This is a genomic window from Clostridium ragsdalei P11, from assembly GCF_001675165.1.
GTDB classification, from domain to species: Bacteria; Bacillota; Clostridia; order Clostridiales; family Clostridiaceae; genus Clostridium_B; species Clostridium_B ragsdalei.
In genome coordinates this window covers 100,235-116,553 of the sequence record NZ_LROS01000077.1, presented here as the reverse complement: position 1 = coordinate 116,553, position 16,319 = coordinate 100,235, and the positions used below count along the sequence as shown (strand labels likewise).

The following is a 16,319-nucleotide window of genomic DNA, read 5'->3' as shown; positions in this document are numbered from 1 at the left end:
TAGAATTCCAACCACTTTTTAAAAATATGTTATTTTTTTGTCTTCTTCTTTTTCTTTTTAATTTTAGTTCCATCACTGCCATAATAATAATGGTAGTAATAGCCGTAGTAACCTTTTTCCTTTATCTCCAGCTTATTTAAAACTACTCCTATTACATTGGCATTTACCTTTACAAGTAATTCCTTAGCCTTTACTGCTGCTTCCTTTTCTACCTGGGAAGATGCTATTACAAGCAGGCATCCATCTGCATAACGGGACAAAAGCTGGGCATCTGTTACTGCGACTACCGGAGGCGTATCTATTATTATGTATTCATATTTTTCCTTCAAGTCCTGTAAAAAGTTTTCCATTTTCTTTGATCCCAAAAGCTCTGATGGATTAGGCGGTCTGGTACCGGAAGTTAACAGGTTAAGGTTTTCTACACCTGTTTCCTTTACAGCGTCCTCAAACTCAACTTTTCCAGCCAAAACATCTGACAATCCAATTTCATTTGAAGTCAAAAATATCTTGTGAAGCCTAGGTTTTCTTTGGTCACAATCTATTATAATTGTTTTTGAGCCTGACTCTGCCATAACTACTGCCAAATTTGAGCAAGTAGTTGATTTTCCTTCTCCAGGCCCTGAACTGGTGAGCATTATAGTCTGTATCTTCTTATCAAAAGAAGAGAACTGAATATTGGTTCTAAGTGTCCTATAAGCTTCGGCAATAGGATCTTTAGGATTTTTTACAGTGATTATATCTGGTTTTTCCATTGTCTTCACTCCATTTATCTATCATATGGTACCTTTATCTATCTTCTAAAGAAACTAAAAATACCCTTTCTCTCTTTTATTCTTTCCTCTGGCAGCTGTATTATTTCATTTTTCAGCATTTTTTTGCAATTATCTAGTACTTGTTCTTCTATATCCTTGTTAAATCGTAAAGCTTCTTCTAAAGCTTTACTGATACCCGGGCACCTTCCTCCTGTAGAATGGGCATCTGAAGCTATAAAGCTGCACACTCCACTTTCTATGAGAAGTTCTGCAGTTTTTTTTACCTTTTTTCCAAAGAGACCTAAAACACTTCCTGTATTTACTTGAAGTAAACATTTTTCATTCATAAATTCATTTATTTTAGAAGGTGTGTCTATAATATACTTATACCTTTCAGGATGAGCTAAAATTGGATGCACACCTCTTATTTCAAGTTCATATATAATATCCAGGGCATTTTTGGGTACATTCATCATTGGAAGCTCTACCAACATGTAATTAGTTCCTTCAATACATCCTATTTCCCCTGACTTAAAGTTTTCAACAGTATGCCTATCCAAAAACACTTCCTGGGCTGAAACAATATTTACACATATATTCTCCTGCTTAGCTTCATTCCTCACCTTGTCTACTAATTCAAGCACATCTTTATAGCTGTTTTCATAATATCCTTTATAAAAATGAGGGGTTGCGGCTATAGTTTCCACCCCATCTTCTTCTGTAAGCCTAAGCATATTCATAGTATCTTCCATGGATTTTGATCCATCATCTATACCCGGAAGTATATGACTGTGTATATCTATCATGCTATACCCCTTTTCAATGCACAACTTTCAACTCTCAACTCTCAACTCTCAACTAACTATTAACTATTAATTATTAATTATTAATTATTAATTATTAATTATTTACATGTTGCCTTTTGGTATTATCCCTATTACAGGCATTCCCAAAGTTTTATTTACATCTTCTTCTGTCTTTATAGTATTGTCCATGTATTCCAGCATAAAACAAAATCCAATAGATCCCATGAGTCCAATAAGGAATGCAATTGCCATATTAAGCACTTTTTTAGGCTTTACCGGTTTATCTGGGAATTGAGGTTTATCCATAATCTGTATGTCTCCACCTGTTGGAAATACTCTTTTGGACTCAGCTATAAAAGAATTTGATACTGCATTTACCATATTTACAGCCTGGGATGGATCTTTGCTCTGTCCTTTTATTTCTAAAATTTGTGTACCCTGCTGTGGTGTAACTGTAATAATATTTTTAAGTTGACCTGCACTTACGGAGCCATTCATCTTATTAGAAGCACTTTCCATAACAGCATTTGATCCTGCAATTTGTGCATAGGTCTTTACCAAATTTTGATACATCATAACATCATTATATTGGGTATTAGATTTTTGGGTGTTTTGAGGTTTTCCAACTATTATAGTAGTTCCTGCTTGGTAAGTTGGTTTTATTACAAAAAAGCTTAAAATTCCAGCCAGTAAAGTGCAAGCTATCGTTACTAGTACTATGAGTTTAAGTCTCTTTTTCAATATATAATAAAAGTCTCTAAGATCTAGCGTTGTTTCTTCTTCCATTAAGATATTCCTCCTTGAATTTGGCGTAAATTAATTTCCTATCATACTACTTAATATACTTACAGCAGATGAGTCTACATTAGAACCTATAGCAGCTTTTAGTTCAGCTTTTTCTTGAGAAGACAATTTATTATAGGCAGCTCTAACGCTACCTTCTGCGGAATAAGGATTGTATGAAGAATCTTTCATATTATTTACGATAGACGCCATCTGTGATATAACTGCTTTTTGTCCTCCCGTACTTACAGCACCTGAAGCCGCATTAAGACCACTTGATAACCTATTTAAGGCCTGTTGTCTTTCCTGTGATACAGGGGTTTTGCTGCTGCCTGTATTACTACTGCTTGATTGATCACTGCTATCCTCTATTTTCGTATCTGCATTTCCATTATTAGTTTTCGTAGAGGAATCTAAATTCTTTACATTAGAAAAATTTTTTATAAAATTTTGTAATGAACTACTTATTTTACCTTTAAGCATATCTTCAATATTAAGCTGTTTCTTTTCAAGAGTTACTAAAAGTTTCTGATCTTTTACATTTATATTCTTAATGCTTATTGGAAGTCCACTAGTACTAATAGTTATGGAATCTCCTTCAAGGGATACTCCATTTTTCAACTTAGGTTGTAATTTCTTTAATACATAGGACTTTGGTAAAGTAATCTTACCTAACTTAAAGTATTCAGGGTTATATATTATCTTTCCCTTTTCAAAAGAAACATCCCCTTGAGATGACAACAATAGATTAAAATTTTTATAGGTAACAGGTGCAAAAAATACCATCTTATCGTCTTTAAAATCTGCTTCCACTGACTTTACTACAAGGTCACTAGTTTTATACTGCTTAAAATAAAGGGATATAACTCCATTTACCTCATCTTTTGAAAGTTCTGCAGTTCCACCGCTCTCCTGAGCTTTTAATACTTTTGTCAAAAGATCCGCTGAAAACTTATATTTAGGTGAACTGTAGGACGAATTCCAAAAAACAAGTTTGGCAAAGACTACTACTGCCACAACCAATAAGGCAATTATAATTAAAATCACCGGTTTTTTTCTACTTTTCAATTTACCCATACTGTTTTCTCCTAAAATTTAAAAATGATTTAATAAGTTATCCTTAAATACATCACTTATTATAACATATTTAAAGATAACTTATTTACAAAAGAATTTTATTTAATTGATGTAAATTAAAACTTTATAATCCAAATTTATTTCTGATATAATCCAAATTTACTAGCAAGTGTAATGCCTTCTGAAATACTTACCCCTGCATTTACCACAGCAGTCTGAAGGCTGCTCTTTTCATCATGTGTAAGGTTATTATAAAGTTGTTTTACATTCTGAGCGTCTGTATTATAGTTATAATTTGAATCTGCCTCGTATTTGTCTAAGGCAGTTATAATATCTGAAACTATAGTCTTTTGGTTAGTGTCTAATTTAGAAGTATCCATAGATTTAAGTTTACTCAATACTGAAATCAAATTGGCATCATCAGAAGAAGATGACCCTCCTCCACTTGGCAAAGGATTTTGTGTACTGGTTCCAGACACAACCTGATCCATGGTATTTACCAAACTATCAGGAACTGCTCCAGTTCCACCAATAGCTGTAACACTTGCAGTTTTAGGCACATTTGATTTTATAAAGTCTTCCATTCCAGAATAAAGTGTGTTGTAAGTCAAAATTATAGGTGAAGATGTTTTAGCTGCAGCTGCAGATCCAGAAAGAGCATCTGCAAATTCATTTCCAGTAGGCCCATCTGCTTTAACTACGTATAAATTACTAAAGTCAATACTACTTTTAAAATAAGACAATACCTTTACATTGGTATCAAATCTATTTTGACCGCTTATTCTAGCAACTGCAGGCAGTCCTGAAATAGCACTGTCGCTTATAACTCCTTGTCCACCTATTACATAGGAGTTCTTTATAGAACCCTTATTCTGATTTATATAATTCTGTACAGCATCAGACAGTGAGTCCTTTCCCGTCAAAAGTATAGGCATACCCTGCTCTGCAGCTATAGGTGCAATGGACAGGGCATCTGCAAATCCATATCCTGAAGTTACAACTACTTTAGTAACATTCTCCAGAGAATTTGCCACAACTACAGAAGTTTCAAATCTATTTTGTCCTCCTAAACGCTGTACATTAAGTTTCATGGACTTCAACTCATTTTCTATATCACTTGAAATAGAGGCTTCTCCACCTATTTCTATTACATGAGTTGCCTTAAGTCTTGTTATTTCGCTTTTCACACCTTCATTTAACTCTTTGCTTCCAGTCAAGAGTATAGGTGCATTGTATTTTTTTGCAACAGGTGCTGCACAGAGTGCATCTGCATAGCCTTCACCACTGGCAAGTATTACGTAGTCAGAAGATGCCCAACTATTTTTAGATACGTCAGTAGAAGTTGCATATCTATCTTGTCCCCATAATCTACTAGATGCTGCAAACACATTTTGCCCTGCAGCAAATACTGTAGAAGACGCAAGAAAAACACCAAGTATTAATTTTGAAATTATTTTATTTCTTCGTAACATAAGTATCCCCCTTATTCAATGCACAATTCATTATTCAATTCACAATTTAATAGTAAGTCTTAAACTTTATTTTGTCTACCACTATTGTTTTACATGTTGTGGTAATTTTAAGATTTTCTATTATATTTATACTTATTAATAAAACTCAGGTTTTAGGCCTGAGTTTTATTAAAGTTTTCAGTTTTTATACCTGGCTACTACTTTGAAGTGCAACATTTACTAAAATATAATCTCCGTTATTTAAGTATATATAGTAGTTTCCTGTAGCATTAGTGCTAGGTAGTACAAAATCAATTAAATCTTGTGCAGCTTTTTCTGGTGTAGAATTGGCACTATACAACTGATCACTGCCTTTTTGTACCCTATTTATTTCATATCCAGCAGCAGTTACTGTAACAGTTTCTGAATTTTTTGATGGGTGATTTTTGAAATAAGTTGTTACTTTATTTGTTAAGTCAGCTTTAAAGTCTTTAAACGCATCTTCATCTCCTGTATAAGTTCCTGCTTTTTTATTTATTTCATCTACAATTGCACTTGCTTCCAAAGTTCCATCTGCTGGATTAATGTACTTGGATCCTGAATTTTTTATTATATCCTGCAAGTTTTTATCATTTGCTTTAATTCCATTATTTCCATTTAAACTGCTGTATGCACTAGTTAATTTCTTGTTAAATTCTTCAACATCTTTTGCTATTTGATCAGTATTAATATTTTTTGTTTCATTATATTTTGCCTGTGCTTTATCAAATATTTCTTTAGCAGTTGTATAATTTTGTTTCAACTCTACATTTATAGCATTATCTTTATCGTCTACTATTGTAAAATATTTATTTGTAAGGTTTCCACCATTTAATCTACTTACTACATCTGTATAATTTGTATTTGATTTTACACGGTCAAAAGTTACATTTGTTCCACTACTACTGCTTGATCCACCGCTGCTTCCACCATTGTTTGGTGTTGATGAGCTTCCCATATCACCTTTAATGTCACTGGCAACTGAATCAGGTATATTAGCTGTTCCTCCTAATACCGTAAGAGTACTATTTGTAAATCCCTTTTCCTTAAGGAAGCTTGAAGTAGCAGAGCTTATTGTCTTTCCTGTTATTACAAGAGGGTTCCTTAGTTTAGCAGCAAGTGCTCCACCTGTAAGTGCATCTGCAAATTCGTTACCTAAAGATCCTTCTCCAAGAGCTGCATAGATATTGCTGAAATTAAAACTTGAAGCAAATTCTCTGAGTACAGCTACATTTGTATCAAATCTAGTTTGTCCACCCAATCTTTTTGCTGATGGAAGTGAATTTAAAATAGAATCACCTATAGAAGCTGTACCACCTATTACATAAGTTTGAGTTATTTGTGAATGTGCTTTAAGATAGTTTGATATTGTATCTGGTAAACTACCTGCTCTACTTAAAAGTATAGGCATTCCATTTATAGCTGCAGCAGGACCTGCTGAAAGGGCATCTGCATAGCCTTCGCCGCTGGCAATAACTGCCTTTGTAGGTGTTCCAAGCTTTTCTGCTATCTTTGCAGAAGTTTCATATCTGTCTTGTCCACCTATTCTTTCTACATCAGTTACTTTTCCTTTTATGCTATTTAAAACGCTGTCAGGTACTACTCCTGCTCCTCCAATTACAATTACATGTTTTACTTTTAATCTTTCAAGCTCGTCTAATGTATTTTGCTCTAAAGTATTACTGCTGTCACCTGTAGTCAAAAGCACTGGCGCATTATTAGCTTTTGCAAGAGGTGTAGCACAAAGTGCATCTGCATAACCTTCTCCATTTGCCACTATTGCATAATCTGATGAGCTCCATCCTGATTGAGCCACCTTTGCAGCTGTTGCATATCTGTTAGCCCCACCTACTCTGTTCACACCAGAATCTGCAGCCTTTACGCCTGTGGAAACTGCCGTAGTCGTCACAAGTAAAGATGCTATACTGCAGGCTGACAGAACCTTTTTGCTCTTTTTCTGCATAAATAATCCCTCCAATTATTATATATTTCTTCATAAATTATTTAACACAACATTGAGTAATTCATTACTTTACAATTTGTTACATATACATTATAGTTCAAATATATATTTTTTGAATGTTATGCAAAAATTATACACATATTTATATTCGTACAATTTACAATTTTCTATAGGTCAATGTAAAAATTATTTTCTTTTTACATTGACCTTACCGTTTATCTTAACCAGCTTATATGCCACAGACCATCCATCTAGAGCTTGATTTTGTTCTGGATGTACATCTGTAGGAAATGCAAAATTACATATCTTTGCCCTATAAGGACTTACTGTAAAATCTTTCAATTCAAAACTTTCAGATTTAACAGCTCTCTTCTTAGCATCCAGTACAGTCATAGGCATTTTGCTTATAGTAATAGGCTGATTTGAAGCATTTCTCATAACAGCAGTTACTAAAATATTCCCATTTGTTTGAATTCCAATGCTAAAAGTTGATATACTAAACTCTCCTTCTTCCATTTCAGGAAGTTCAGCTAAAAACTTATTAAAAACCAGCTTGTCTTCATCGCTTATTCCTTCAGGAAGGCCTTCATATATAGGTCTTACAGTAGAGCTAACATTAAATTCTCCATTTAAGGCAACCTGCCAGTCATCCTGAGGTATCTTGTCTACTTTAACATTTTTTTTGTCAAAATAAAGTTTTATAGGTCTTGCAGAATGAGGTGGCAGTTCTCCAAGACAAGCTAAATTGAATTGCTGTGCTGCCAGAATATCTCCTTTAGAGTTCTTAATTACAAAAGGTATCCTCTTTAAATTCAATTTATCTGAAAGACCATTTCTTACATATATTTTAACTTCAAGCTTGTCTCCTACATCATAAGCATATATACCTGATACATTAAGTTGTCCCTCTTTTATAGGTGGCAATTCTTTTATTTCATCTTCAAAAATCTCTTTTTGCACATCTGAAACTACATTTTCTTCTTCATCTAAAAGTGAAAGAACTGTTGAAACATATTCTTCACCGCCCTGTGCCCTATTTTTCTGTGCTTTTTTAACCATATTATACCTCCAAATTCATATAATAAATCATATATTAAATAGTTTTTATTCATTTTAATAATATCTTAGTTAAATATATCATTACCATTTTAAGTTGTCAATTTTCAATTACTAGTAAAACTATGGTAACTTTTCCATAAGTAAATTGCAAGCGGATAAATTTTATTGATCTTAATTTTAATACCATAATATAAATGGTATAATAAGCTAAAAATATATTTAAGGAGGAAAGAACTTTGAAAAAAGTCTCTAAAAAATATTTAAGCTTAATATTCACTTTTATACTCTTATCTAGCACTGGATTTACTTTAAACTCGCCAAAAGTGTCAGCATCAAACAACTTAAATTATTCAATTACGGATTTGAACATGTCCTGTGCCAATGTATATGCCTTTGAAGGAAACCTTGCGAAATTTCAAAATAACAATTTTTATGGGTTGATTAGTAAAGATGGTAGTATAAAACTACCAGCGGAATTCACCTCCATATCTTCCTTTAAAAACGGGTATGCAAAAGTTGCCAAGGGTTCTAAATTTGGATTTGTCAATGAAAATGGATCCATTGTCGTAGAGCCACAATTTGAAGAAGTTTCAAACTTCTTCACAAATGGACTAGCTGCTGTAAAACAAAATTCCAAATGGGGTTTAATAAATAGTTCCGGGAAAATTGTAACTGAACCACAGTACGATGCAGTTTATGGATTCTATAACGGACTTATGAGAGTTAGAAAAGGCAGTAGTTATGGATTTTTAAAAAGTGACGGCACTTTACTTTCTGGATGTAATTATGCCAATGCCTATGATTTTAACGATGGATATGCTGCTGTGGAAGAAGTAAGTACCTGGGGACTTATAGACAAATCCGGTAATTTCAAATCCTTTAATTTTGATGAATTAAAATCTCCTATTCTAGGACTTATTCCTGTTAAAAAGGATAAACACTGGGGTCTTTCAGATATGAGTGGAAAAATAGTTTTAGAACCTAAATACACTGACATATCATATTTAAACAGTAATTTAATAAAAGTATCAAGTGGAGACAAACGTGGTGCCATAGATAAAAAAGGGAACTTGATTCTAGATTTAAATTATGACAGCATAATACCTGCAGATGATGGAATGTGTCAAATAGTCCAAAACGGCCAATATGGTCTTATTGACCCTACAGGTAAAATAATTGTTCATCCTCAATTTAGCTGGATAGACACTTTTCAGGAAGGAAAAGCTATTGTATGTTCCCAGGATCAGTATGGTTTCATAGATACTAAAGGAGAACTAACTCACGAATCTCAATTTGACAAAGTATATGCTTTCAAGGACGGTATGGCAAGAATAGATAAGAATGGAAAATATGGATTTATAAACTCCAAAGGTGATGTGGTGATAGATCCTATATTTGAAAATGCTTCAGATTTTAATGAAGGATATGCTGCGGTAAAGAAAAATACTGGTTCTTCTTCTGTTGAAAGTTCTGATGATTCAGAGCTTAAGAAAGAGTATATAAAATGGGGTTACATTGACAGACTCGGCTCCACTTTTATCTCTTATGATTTTGATAGTGCCTCCGGTTTTAATGACGGCTGTTCCCTTGCTGTAAAAGATGGCAAATGTAATATAATAAAAAATCCAGGTATAAAATCCATACCAAGCACTGCTATAAATAATCCTTTTAAAACCTGGAAGATAAAATTTTCTAAAGCCATAGATGGAAGACACACTCTTTCAAACAAAGACGATACAGTTTTAAATGACATAGATATGACCATGACAGACAATATTAGTGTTACTGACAGCAGCAAAAAATACGCAAATGTTTCCTTTACTTTTGAAGGCCCTGATACTATAGTGATAAATCCACCTTCTAATGGCTATACCCCTGGAGAAATATATACCATTACAGTTCTAAGCAATGGTAAGTATAATATACAGGATATATCAGGAAACAAATTAAAACCTAATGTTACAGAAATGAAATTTCAAGTATTAGATAACTAGTATGGAATTTTTTCGAGTTGACAGTTAAGGTGGGTGTTTTTCCGCTGTGCTGCTAAAAATAAAAAAATTGCGAAGCAAAGCTTCGTAAGTTAAGAATTAATAATGAAGAATTAATAGTGAAGGATGATTTTTAGCTGTCGCAAAAAATCTTTAAATTTATATAAATCAGCAATGTTTCGCTTTAGCGAAACGGGTGATGAAAATCTTAATCAAAGATTTTTTGTAGTGTAACGGAAAAAAATCCACATTAACTATTAATTCTTCATTCTTAACTATTAATTAGAAATATTGATTCGCAACTTTTTTATATTAAGTTAAAAACCTTATATTACATTATATTATATTGCATTACTTTACAGTCAAGTTAACTACATTTTTATTGTCTCTTACAGCCATAACTCTAACTTCCATGTTTTTATATTTTTTCTTTAAATCCTGTGCATACTTCTGTGCAAGATCTTTAGCTTCTTTGTCACTAACTCCACTTTTAATTACCATTGTAGCTATGGCTTTGTTATTTTGTACATATACTTGGCCATTAAATATAGATTTTTCCTTTTTAAGCTGGGCTGTTTTATCAGTGTCTGTTGTTATCTTAGCTGCTTCTTTCTGTTTTGCTACTTCCTTCTGTTTTTCTGTCGTACTTTTTGCAGCGTCATTTTGGGAAGATTGTTTTCCAAAAGAACATCCCGATAGAGATATAAGCAGTATTAATATTAAGGCAAGTATTCCTAATTTTTTAAAATTGTATTTCACATTATCACTCTCCATATAATTATTTCAAATCTCATTTTATCATATATGATTCAATTTTATAGTATTTCTATTTATTTTAATAAAAATTTAATTTTCTACAAAAATAAAACTATGCTAAATACTATCTAGCATAGTCTTATTTTATAAAATTACTGTGTTAAGTTATATTCAAATTGCTCTACTGTCACCATATAATTGTTTATGGCATTTTTTAAATTAATTTTTTCACTTTTAAGTGCAAGAGCTGCAGAATCCGCTTGAAGCTGTATGGCAACTCCTTGCTGAACTTTTGCTTCTACAGTATCGTAAGTTGACTGAGCACTTGCTACTTTTGCTTGTTCAGTTTCTACAGTGTCCTCTAAACCTTTTAATCCATAGTATCCATTCCATAAATTAGTTTTAATGGTTAATATAGTATTTGTACGGCTATTTTCAAGATCTTCAATACTCAGTCCTGTGCTTACCTCACCTGACGCATCATTATAAGAATACTTCTTATATATACCTTCCTTTATTCTCAATATATCCAGATTGTTATTTATCTTCCCTATATTATAATTATTATCCACAGCCTTATTAATCTTATCTTCTATATTGCTGTCATCATATTTTACAAAAGACTTTTCCGCTGGAACCAGAGTCAAATCCCCATCAAGATCCATATTTATAGTCTGCTTAATAGATAATAAATTTTGTTGAAGCTGCGCTTTGGGCTGGTTTAAAGAAGCTTGAAGCTGACTTTCTTGAACTAGTAAAGATTGCAGATCATTATTTGTAAGTTGCCCATTTGCTATTTTTACCTTGGTCTGGGCAATTTGTTCCTCAACATTTTTTATCTGATCATTAATTGTATTTATTTGGTCTTGATTAGTAAGAGCACTTAGATATTGCTGCTCTGTAGAAAATTTAAGATTCTGCAGTGAATCATCCTTATCATGTTTTGCATCTTTTATATTCTGTTCATCTGCCTTTGGAATTACATCTGTAACAAGCTTTATATTTACATATTGTCCATTTGGATAATTAGCCTGATTTGTTCCACTATTATTTATAACAGCTGCATTCATATTATCCCTGTCAAATTGCCTCTGATATAAAAGTATCTTTTGTCCTTTAGTTTGAATAGATACGCTATTTTTTTCTATGTCATTAAGCACCTGATCCAAACTTAAAGTTGCATTACCAGTAATGCTATTTACAGGTGTTATAGTACTATTATTTGCTGCAAAACATGTACTACTTGCACTTAAAGCTAATGTTAATCCAATTGCTATACTTAGTTTATTTTTCATTTTTTTCCTCCCTTCAATATGAAAACCTCTAATTAATTAGAGAGCTTTGAAGTATCACTTCCTGCTCCACAAGCTAATTCCAACTTAGTCTGTGCCATCCATATACTTCTCTCTGCAGATTTCAAATCATTTTGTGCACTCTTTAAATTAGCAGCCTGAGTATCAAAATCTATCCTACTAAGTACCCCCACATTATACTTTATTCGGGCGGTATTATAATTGGTCTGCACTAAATTCAAGGCATCCTTTTTCGATCCAAGTATCCTAGTCTTAACTTGAAGGTCATTATACAAACTATTTATCTCCGAAGTTATGTTCAATTTTTGAATTTCTAAGTTATCTGTGACATTGTCTACATTAGCCTGAGCAAGTCTATTTGGAACACTTTGCTTATCAGGGAACACTCCTTTTGCAACATCATACTCAAATTTCTGTAGTTCTATGTTTTTTTGTCCAATTAAAATTTCTGCCCTATTTTTAAGAGCATCATTTAAATAGTCACTATAACTTCTTATATAAGGTGATTCCGTAAGTTTATCTTTAAGAAGTACATCATATTGTGTGTATATATCAATTCCTGCAATTTTATTTATACCTTGAATATCTGAATTATACTGCCTCTCGGCTTTTCTCAATTGATTTTTTTCTGCTGTATAATCTGATTCAGCTTTTTTCTCATCTGAAGAAGATATAACCCCAAGGCTCAGTTTAAGTTTAGCACTATCATATTGTTCTTGGGCATTTTTAAATTTTTGATTTTCCAAATCTACTGCATCTTTGTCATTCATAATGGTTGTGTATTGACTGTAAGCAGATAATTTTACCTGATTTTCAGCTGCAATTTTTATTTGTCCGTATTTATATTCAGAAAACTTGTCCTCTTGGGGAGGATTGCTTATTTTCTGCATAAAGCTTAATATATCATATCGACTTAAGCTTCCACTACCTTGATCCATTTGATCGTCATAAGAAGCTGCATTTTTCAGGTCACTTTGATAAGAATTCTGTGCTTGTTTTATCGAAATATCTGCACTTTTAACATCGTAGGAGTTTTCCACAGCAGTATTAATCAAGCTGTCAATATCTAGGGTATTTCCTCCAGCAAAAGCTACAGTGCTTGTACAAAGAGTTAGTGCAGCTGTGAAAGCTAATATTTTAATTTTATTCATTTTTTCCTCCTTCCATATATTAAATTATTTTCTTCCAAAATATAATATTTCAATGATAACTAATTCTATCACAATTATATTTATATTTCCATGGTAAAGTTAACCTACGGTTTTGTTTAAAATTGTATCTGATGGCTACCTACTGTAACACTCCCACTTCTATCAAAGTGGGAGATAACAGTAGCTACGCCCCTAGATAATTCATCTAAACTTAGTGGGAGAAACAAAACTCCCACTAAGTAAGATTCATTGATAAGTTTATACTTTGTTTATATTTGATTTATATAAATTAGATACACTCCATTTATAATTAAATTATGAAAGTCTTTCATAATTTAATTATAAAGGAGTAATACAAAATGAAAATGAATAAAAAAGCAGCAATGCTTATAAGTTTTACTATTGGAACACTTATGTTTGCAACTACAGCATTTGCTGAAGTCAATTCAAAAAGTGGATATGATGAACTTAAAGATTCTCTCAAACACACTGCAGAAAACTGCACAGATAAATTTTCAAGCTTTACTGTAGATAGTTCATTTGTAATGAGGGATAATGGTGCAGTTATATATTCTAGAAACATATTGAATAAATACGACGCATCTAAAAAATCTATAGAAAACACAAGCGAGATAAATAATGGAACAACTAAATCAGAAGAACTATATTACAAAGATAAAAATGTTGCTATAGCCCATAATACTGCAGATAGCAATATCTATCATGTAACTAACATAACTGATAAAGATAAAACCAATTCATTTCTTTCAAATCCATTTAAGGAAAGTCAAACCTCTGATATTGAAAAAATAGTAGATACTGCTATTGGAAATTTAAAGGACTCCATTTCGGTAGCTGCGAAAACTGATGGCACAAGAGAACTATCTACTTCCTTAAGTGAAAATCAAATTCCTTCACTTATAAATGCAGTAACATCTTTTAAATTAAAGCAGGATATAAATAATCAAATTAGGCAAACTTCACACTTAAACACATCAACTACAAAGCTTCCTCAAATTTCAAAGGACGTATTTGTTAAAAACGTTGAAGCAAAAATAATTACAGACAAGGATGGTTCAATACAAAGTGTACTTGCCTCTGGAGCAATTTCTGGAAAAGACAACAGCGGAAACAGCCACCTTTTGGTTTTTGAATTATCCCTAAAAATTAAAGATGTTAATTCTACAATAGTAAATAAGCCAGATCTTTCTGGTAAAAAAGTAGAGGAAAGTACTGAAAAAGACTATACTAAATTATCTAATCCAACTGCATACCTTGGTAAGTACAAAAATGATATTACAATAGAAAAAGATTCTAAATTTGAAAAAATAGGTGAAAGATTTATAGAAATTCAAGAAATAGATAGTAAACATGTAAAAGGAAAATACTATGAAGAATATTTAGACGGATATAAAGATTACTCTTCCAATGCAAAAAGCTTTAATTTCGAGGGTAATTTCGAAAAAGATAATACTTCAGCATCTTTTAATACTTCATCTTCCGGTAATGTTATTAAGGGAAATATATATATTTCTCCTGATTCTGCCAATGTAAACTTTAATGTAAGTAATGAAGATATTTCAAACCCTACATTTAATAAAGTATTTAACTGATTAAGTAAAATTTGATCATATAGATAGATATGCTGACAGACTTAACTTTTGAATTTTGTCAGCATATTTTCTGAATATACGAGGAGGACTATAAATTGGAAACAGTTATTGAAATAAATAATTTAACCAAGCTATACAAAAATGATAGAGGTATACGTAATATAAACTTAAAAATAAATAAGGGTGATATTTTTGGGTTTCTAGGGCCTAATGGAGCTGGCAAATCAACTACTATGAAAATTATGACTGGACTTATAAAACCAGACAGTGGAGATGTAAAAATTTTTGATCATAGTATTGTAGATGATTTCCAAAAAGCAATGGAAAATGTGTCCTGCATCATAGAAACTGCTAATTCCTATGAGTATTTAACTGCATTTGAAAATCTAAAACAAGCTTCCAGGTATTATGAGAATGTAGACAATTCAAGAATTGATGAAGTTTTAAATTTACTTGGTCTTTCAAAATATAAAAATGAAAAAACTAAAAAATTTTCTCTTGGAATGAAGCAAAGACTTGGAATTGCCGCTGCAATTTTATCAAATCCTAAAGTGATTATTTTAGATGAACCATTAAACGGTCTTGACATAGAAGGAATGATTGATATAAGAAATATTATAAAAGATATGACTCAAAGTTACCAAACTACATTTTTTATATCAAGCCATCTCATACATGATATTGAAATGACCTGCAGTAAAATAGGTTTATTATATAATGGCACCTTAGTTAATGTTGATACTACTAAAAACATTTTAAAAAACTATGTTTCACTTGAAAACTACTTTGTTAGCGAGGTAAATAGAAATGATGGAATTTAAAGCTGCTCTAATCAATGAAATTGAAAGATTGTATAAAAAGAAAAAGATACTAGTTTCTGCCGTAATGTCGTTTATAGTCATTGTCCTAGGTCAAATAGTAATTATTGCAATGAGAAATGGCTTTGGACTTATGGGAGTTTCAAACATGGAATTTCCAATACTAGTGCTGTCCATTATAGCAAATATTATTCTTCCATTGTTTACTGTTTTGATTACAATAGACAGCTTCTCAGGAGAATTTTCACATAACACAATAAAGCTCTCTCTCACAAGACCAATTACAAGGTTAAAGTTATTTACTGCAAAACTAACGGCCATAATTGTATTTATATTATCAAATCTCATTTTTGTAATGATTTTTTCAATGACAGCAGGTTTCATCTTTAATTCAAATACAATAAGTTTGTTAAGTTTTTCTAGAATAATTCTTTCTTATTTAATAACATTATTTCCTATGATTACTTTTTCATTAATTATTGTATTTTTAGTAAATATTTTTAAGAATGGTATAAGTGTATTCTTTTTATCCATTTTAATTTTTATCATATTCAAATTCTTAAGTATTATTTTTTACAAGTACTCAGGATTATTTTTTACAAGTATGTTTGACTGGTACAAATTATGGATTATGAATAAACTTTCTCTTTACAAAATATTTTGTGAATTTATGATGATGTTAAGCTATGATATACTATTCTTTACAGGAAGTTATTACTTATTTGATAAAAAAGATTTTTAAGGTGA

At 31.8% G+C, this 16,319-nt stretch carries 14 protein-coding genes; 4 read left to right on the top strand and 10 right to left on the bottom strand.

The features are described from left to right. Window positions 1-29: 29 nt before the first annotated feature. From CLRAG_RS19190 to CLRAG_RS19160, 7 genes are all read right to left on the bottom strand, one after another. Window positions 30-752: a CpsD/CapB family tyrosine-protein kinase gene (locus tag CLRAG_RS19190; protein WP_065079869.1), complete on the bottom strand. Its 723-nt coding sequence runs from the start codon at window positions 750-752 to the stop codon at window positions 30-32. A 38-nt stretch (window positions 753-790) separates the two neighbouring features. Next, window positions 791-1,558, bottom strand: a complete 768-nt coding sequence (locus CLRAG_RS19185) for a tyrosine-protein phosphatase (RefSeq protein ID WP_065079868.1) — start codon at window positions 1,556-1,558, stop codon at window positions 791-793. A gap of 102 nt (window positions 1,559-1,660) precedes the next feature. Next, a complete protein-coding gene (locus CLRAG_RS19180; RefSeq protein ID WP_065079867.1) occupies window positions 1,661-2,344 on the bottom strand; it encodes a YveK family protein in 684 nt (227 codons plus the stop codon). A gap of 30 nt (window positions 2,345-2,374) precedes the next feature. Next, window positions 2,375-3,418 carry a DUF2140 domain-containing protein gene (locus CLRAG_RS19175; protein WP_065079866.1) on the bottom strand — a complete coding sequence of 348 codons (1,044 nt, stop codon included), beginning with the start codon at window positions 3,416-3,418 and terminating at the stop codon, window positions 2,375-2,377. Between the two features lie 137 nt (window positions 3,419-3,555). Further along, window positions 3,556-4,890: a cell wall-binding repeat-containing protein gene (locus tag CLRAG_RS19170; protein ID WP_065079865.1), complete on the bottom strand. Its 1,335-nt coding sequence runs from the start codon at window positions 4,888-4,890 to the stop codon at window positions 3,556-3,558. A 184-nt stretch (window positions 4,891-5,074) separates the two neighbouring features. Beyond that, entirely contained in the window at window positions 5,075-6,871 is a 1,797-nt protein-coding gene (locus CLRAG_RS19165) for a cell wall-binding repeat-containing protein (RefSeq protein WP_065079864.1), read from the bottom strand. Window positions 6,872-7,057: 186 nt separating this feature from the next. Further along, window positions 7,058-7,930, bottom strand: coding sequence for an SLAP domain-containing protein (locus tag CLRAG_RS19160; RefSeq protein ID WP_065079863.1), 873 nt, complete (start codon window positions 7,928-7,930; stop codon window positions 7,058-7,060). A gap of 236 nt (window positions 7,931-8,166) precedes the next feature. Here CLRAG_RS19160 and CLRAG_RS19155 point away from each other — a divergent pair, with 236 nt between their 5' ends. After that, window positions 8,167-9,924: a WG repeat-containing protein gene (locus CLRAG_RS19155; RefSeq protein ID WP_065079862.1), complete on the top strand. Its 1,758-nt coding sequence runs from the start codon at window positions 8,167-8,169 to the stop codon at window positions 9,922-9,924. A 348-nt stretch (window positions 9,925-10,272) separates the two neighbouring features. On the opposite strand, the gene CLRAG_RS19150 is transcribed toward CLRAG_RS19155, so the two are convergent. The 3 genes from CLRAG_RS19150 to CLRAG_RS19140 all read right to left on the bottom strand — a co-directional run bounded on the left by CLRAG_RS19150 (window position 10,273) and on the right by CLRAG_RS19140 (window position 13,141). Beyond that, window positions 10,273-10,680, bottom strand: a complete 408-nt coding sequence (locus CLRAG_RS19150; RefSeq protein ID WP_083985805.1) for a hypothetical protein — start codon at window positions 10,678-10,680, stop codon at window positions 10,273-10,275. A 149-nt stretch (window positions 10,681-10,829) separates the two neighbouring features. Beyond that, the gene (locus CLRAG_RS19145) at window positions 10,830-11,972 is read right to left on the bottom strand and encodes a TolC family protein (protein ID WP_065079860.1); all 1,143 of its coding nucleotides are present in this window, start codon (window positions 11,970-11,972) and stop codon (window positions 10,830-10,832) included. A gap of 32 nt (window positions 11,973-12,004) precedes the next feature. Beyond that, the gene (locus CLRAG_RS19140; RefSeq protein ID WP_065079859.1) at window positions 12,005-13,141 is read right to left on the bottom strand and encodes a TolC family protein; all 1,137 of its coding nucleotides are present in this window, start codon (window positions 13,139-13,141) and stop codon (window positions 12,005-12,007) included. 359 nt (window positions 13,142-13,500) lie between these two features. Here CLRAG_RS19140 and CLRAG_RS19135 point away from each other — a divergent pair, with 359 nt between their 5' ends. The 3 genes from CLRAG_RS19135 (at window position 13,501) to CLRAG_RS19125 (ending at window position 16,314) form a co-directional block, all read left to right on the top strand. Continuing rightward, window positions 13,501-14,754 (top strand): hypothetical protein, encoded by a 1,254-nt coding sequence (locus CLRAG_RS19135; protein ID WP_065079858.1) that lies wholly within the window; start codon window positions 13,501-13,503, stop codon window positions 14,752-14,754. A 95-nt stretch (window positions 14,755-14,849) separates the two neighbouring features. After that, entirely contained in the window at window positions 14,850-15,575 is a 726-nt protein-coding gene (locus tag CLRAG_RS19130) for an ABC transporter ATP-binding protein (protein WP_065079857.1), read from the top strand. After that, window positions 15,562-16,314, top strand: coding sequence for an ABC transporter permease (locus CLRAG_RS19125; protein WP_065079856.1), 753 nt, complete (start codon window positions 15,562-15,564; stop codon window positions 16,312-16,314). Before CLRAG_RS19130 ends, CLRAG_RS19125 begins: the two co-directional genes overlap by 14 nt. Window positions 16,315-16,319: the final 5 nt, after the last annotated feature.

What these genes read in the sequence shown, in the direction of transcription:
- CLRAG_RS19135 (WP_065079858.1), top strand. Translation starts at nt 13,501, where the DNA reads ATGAAAATGAATAAAAAAGCAGCAATGCTTATAAGTTTTACTATTGGA.
- CLRAG_RS19160 (WP_065079863.1), bottom strand. Translation starts at nt 7,930, where the DNA reads ATGGTTAAAAAAGCACAGAAAAATAGGGCACAGGGCGGTGAAGAATAT.
- CLRAG_RS19145 (WP_065079860.1), bottom strand. Translation starts at nt 11,972, where the DNA reads ATGAAAAATAAACTAAGTATAGCAATTGGATTAACATTAGCTTTAAGT.
- CLRAG_RS19140 (WP_065079859.1), bottom strand. Translation starts at nt 13,141, where the DNA reads ATGAATAAAATTAAAATATTAGCTTTCACAGCTGCACTAACTCTTTGT.
- CLRAG_RS19170 (WP_065079865.1), bottom strand. Translation starts at nt 4,890, where the DNA reads ATGTTACGAAGAAATAAAATAATTTCAAAATTAATACTTGGTGTTTTT.
- CLRAG_RS19190 (WP_065079869.1), bottom strand. Translation starts at nt 752, where the DNA reads ATGGAAAAACCAGATATAATCACTGTAAAAAATCCTAAAGATCCTATT.
- CLRAG_RS19125 (WP_065079856.1), top strand. Translation starts at nt 15,562, where the DNA reads ATGATGGAATTTAAAGCTGCTCTAATCAATGAAATTGAAAGATTGTAT.
- CLRAG_RS19185 (WP_065079868.1), bottom strand. Translation starts at nt 1,558, where the DNA reads ATGATAGATATACACAGTCATATACTTCCGGGTATAGATGATGGATCA.
- CLRAG_RS19175 (WP_065079866.1), bottom strand. Translation starts at nt 3,418, where the DNA reads ATGGGTAAATTGAAAAGTAGAAAAAAACCGGTGATTTTAATTATAATT.
- CLRAG_RS19180 (WP_065079867.1), bottom strand. Translation starts at nt 2,344, where the DNA reads ATGGAAGAAGAAACAACGCTAGATCTTAGAGACTTTTATTATATATTG.
- CLRAG_RS19165 (WP_065079864.1), bottom strand. Translation starts at nt 6,871, where the DNA reads ATGCAGAAAAAGAGCAAAAAGGTTCTGTCAGCCTGCAGTATAGCATCT.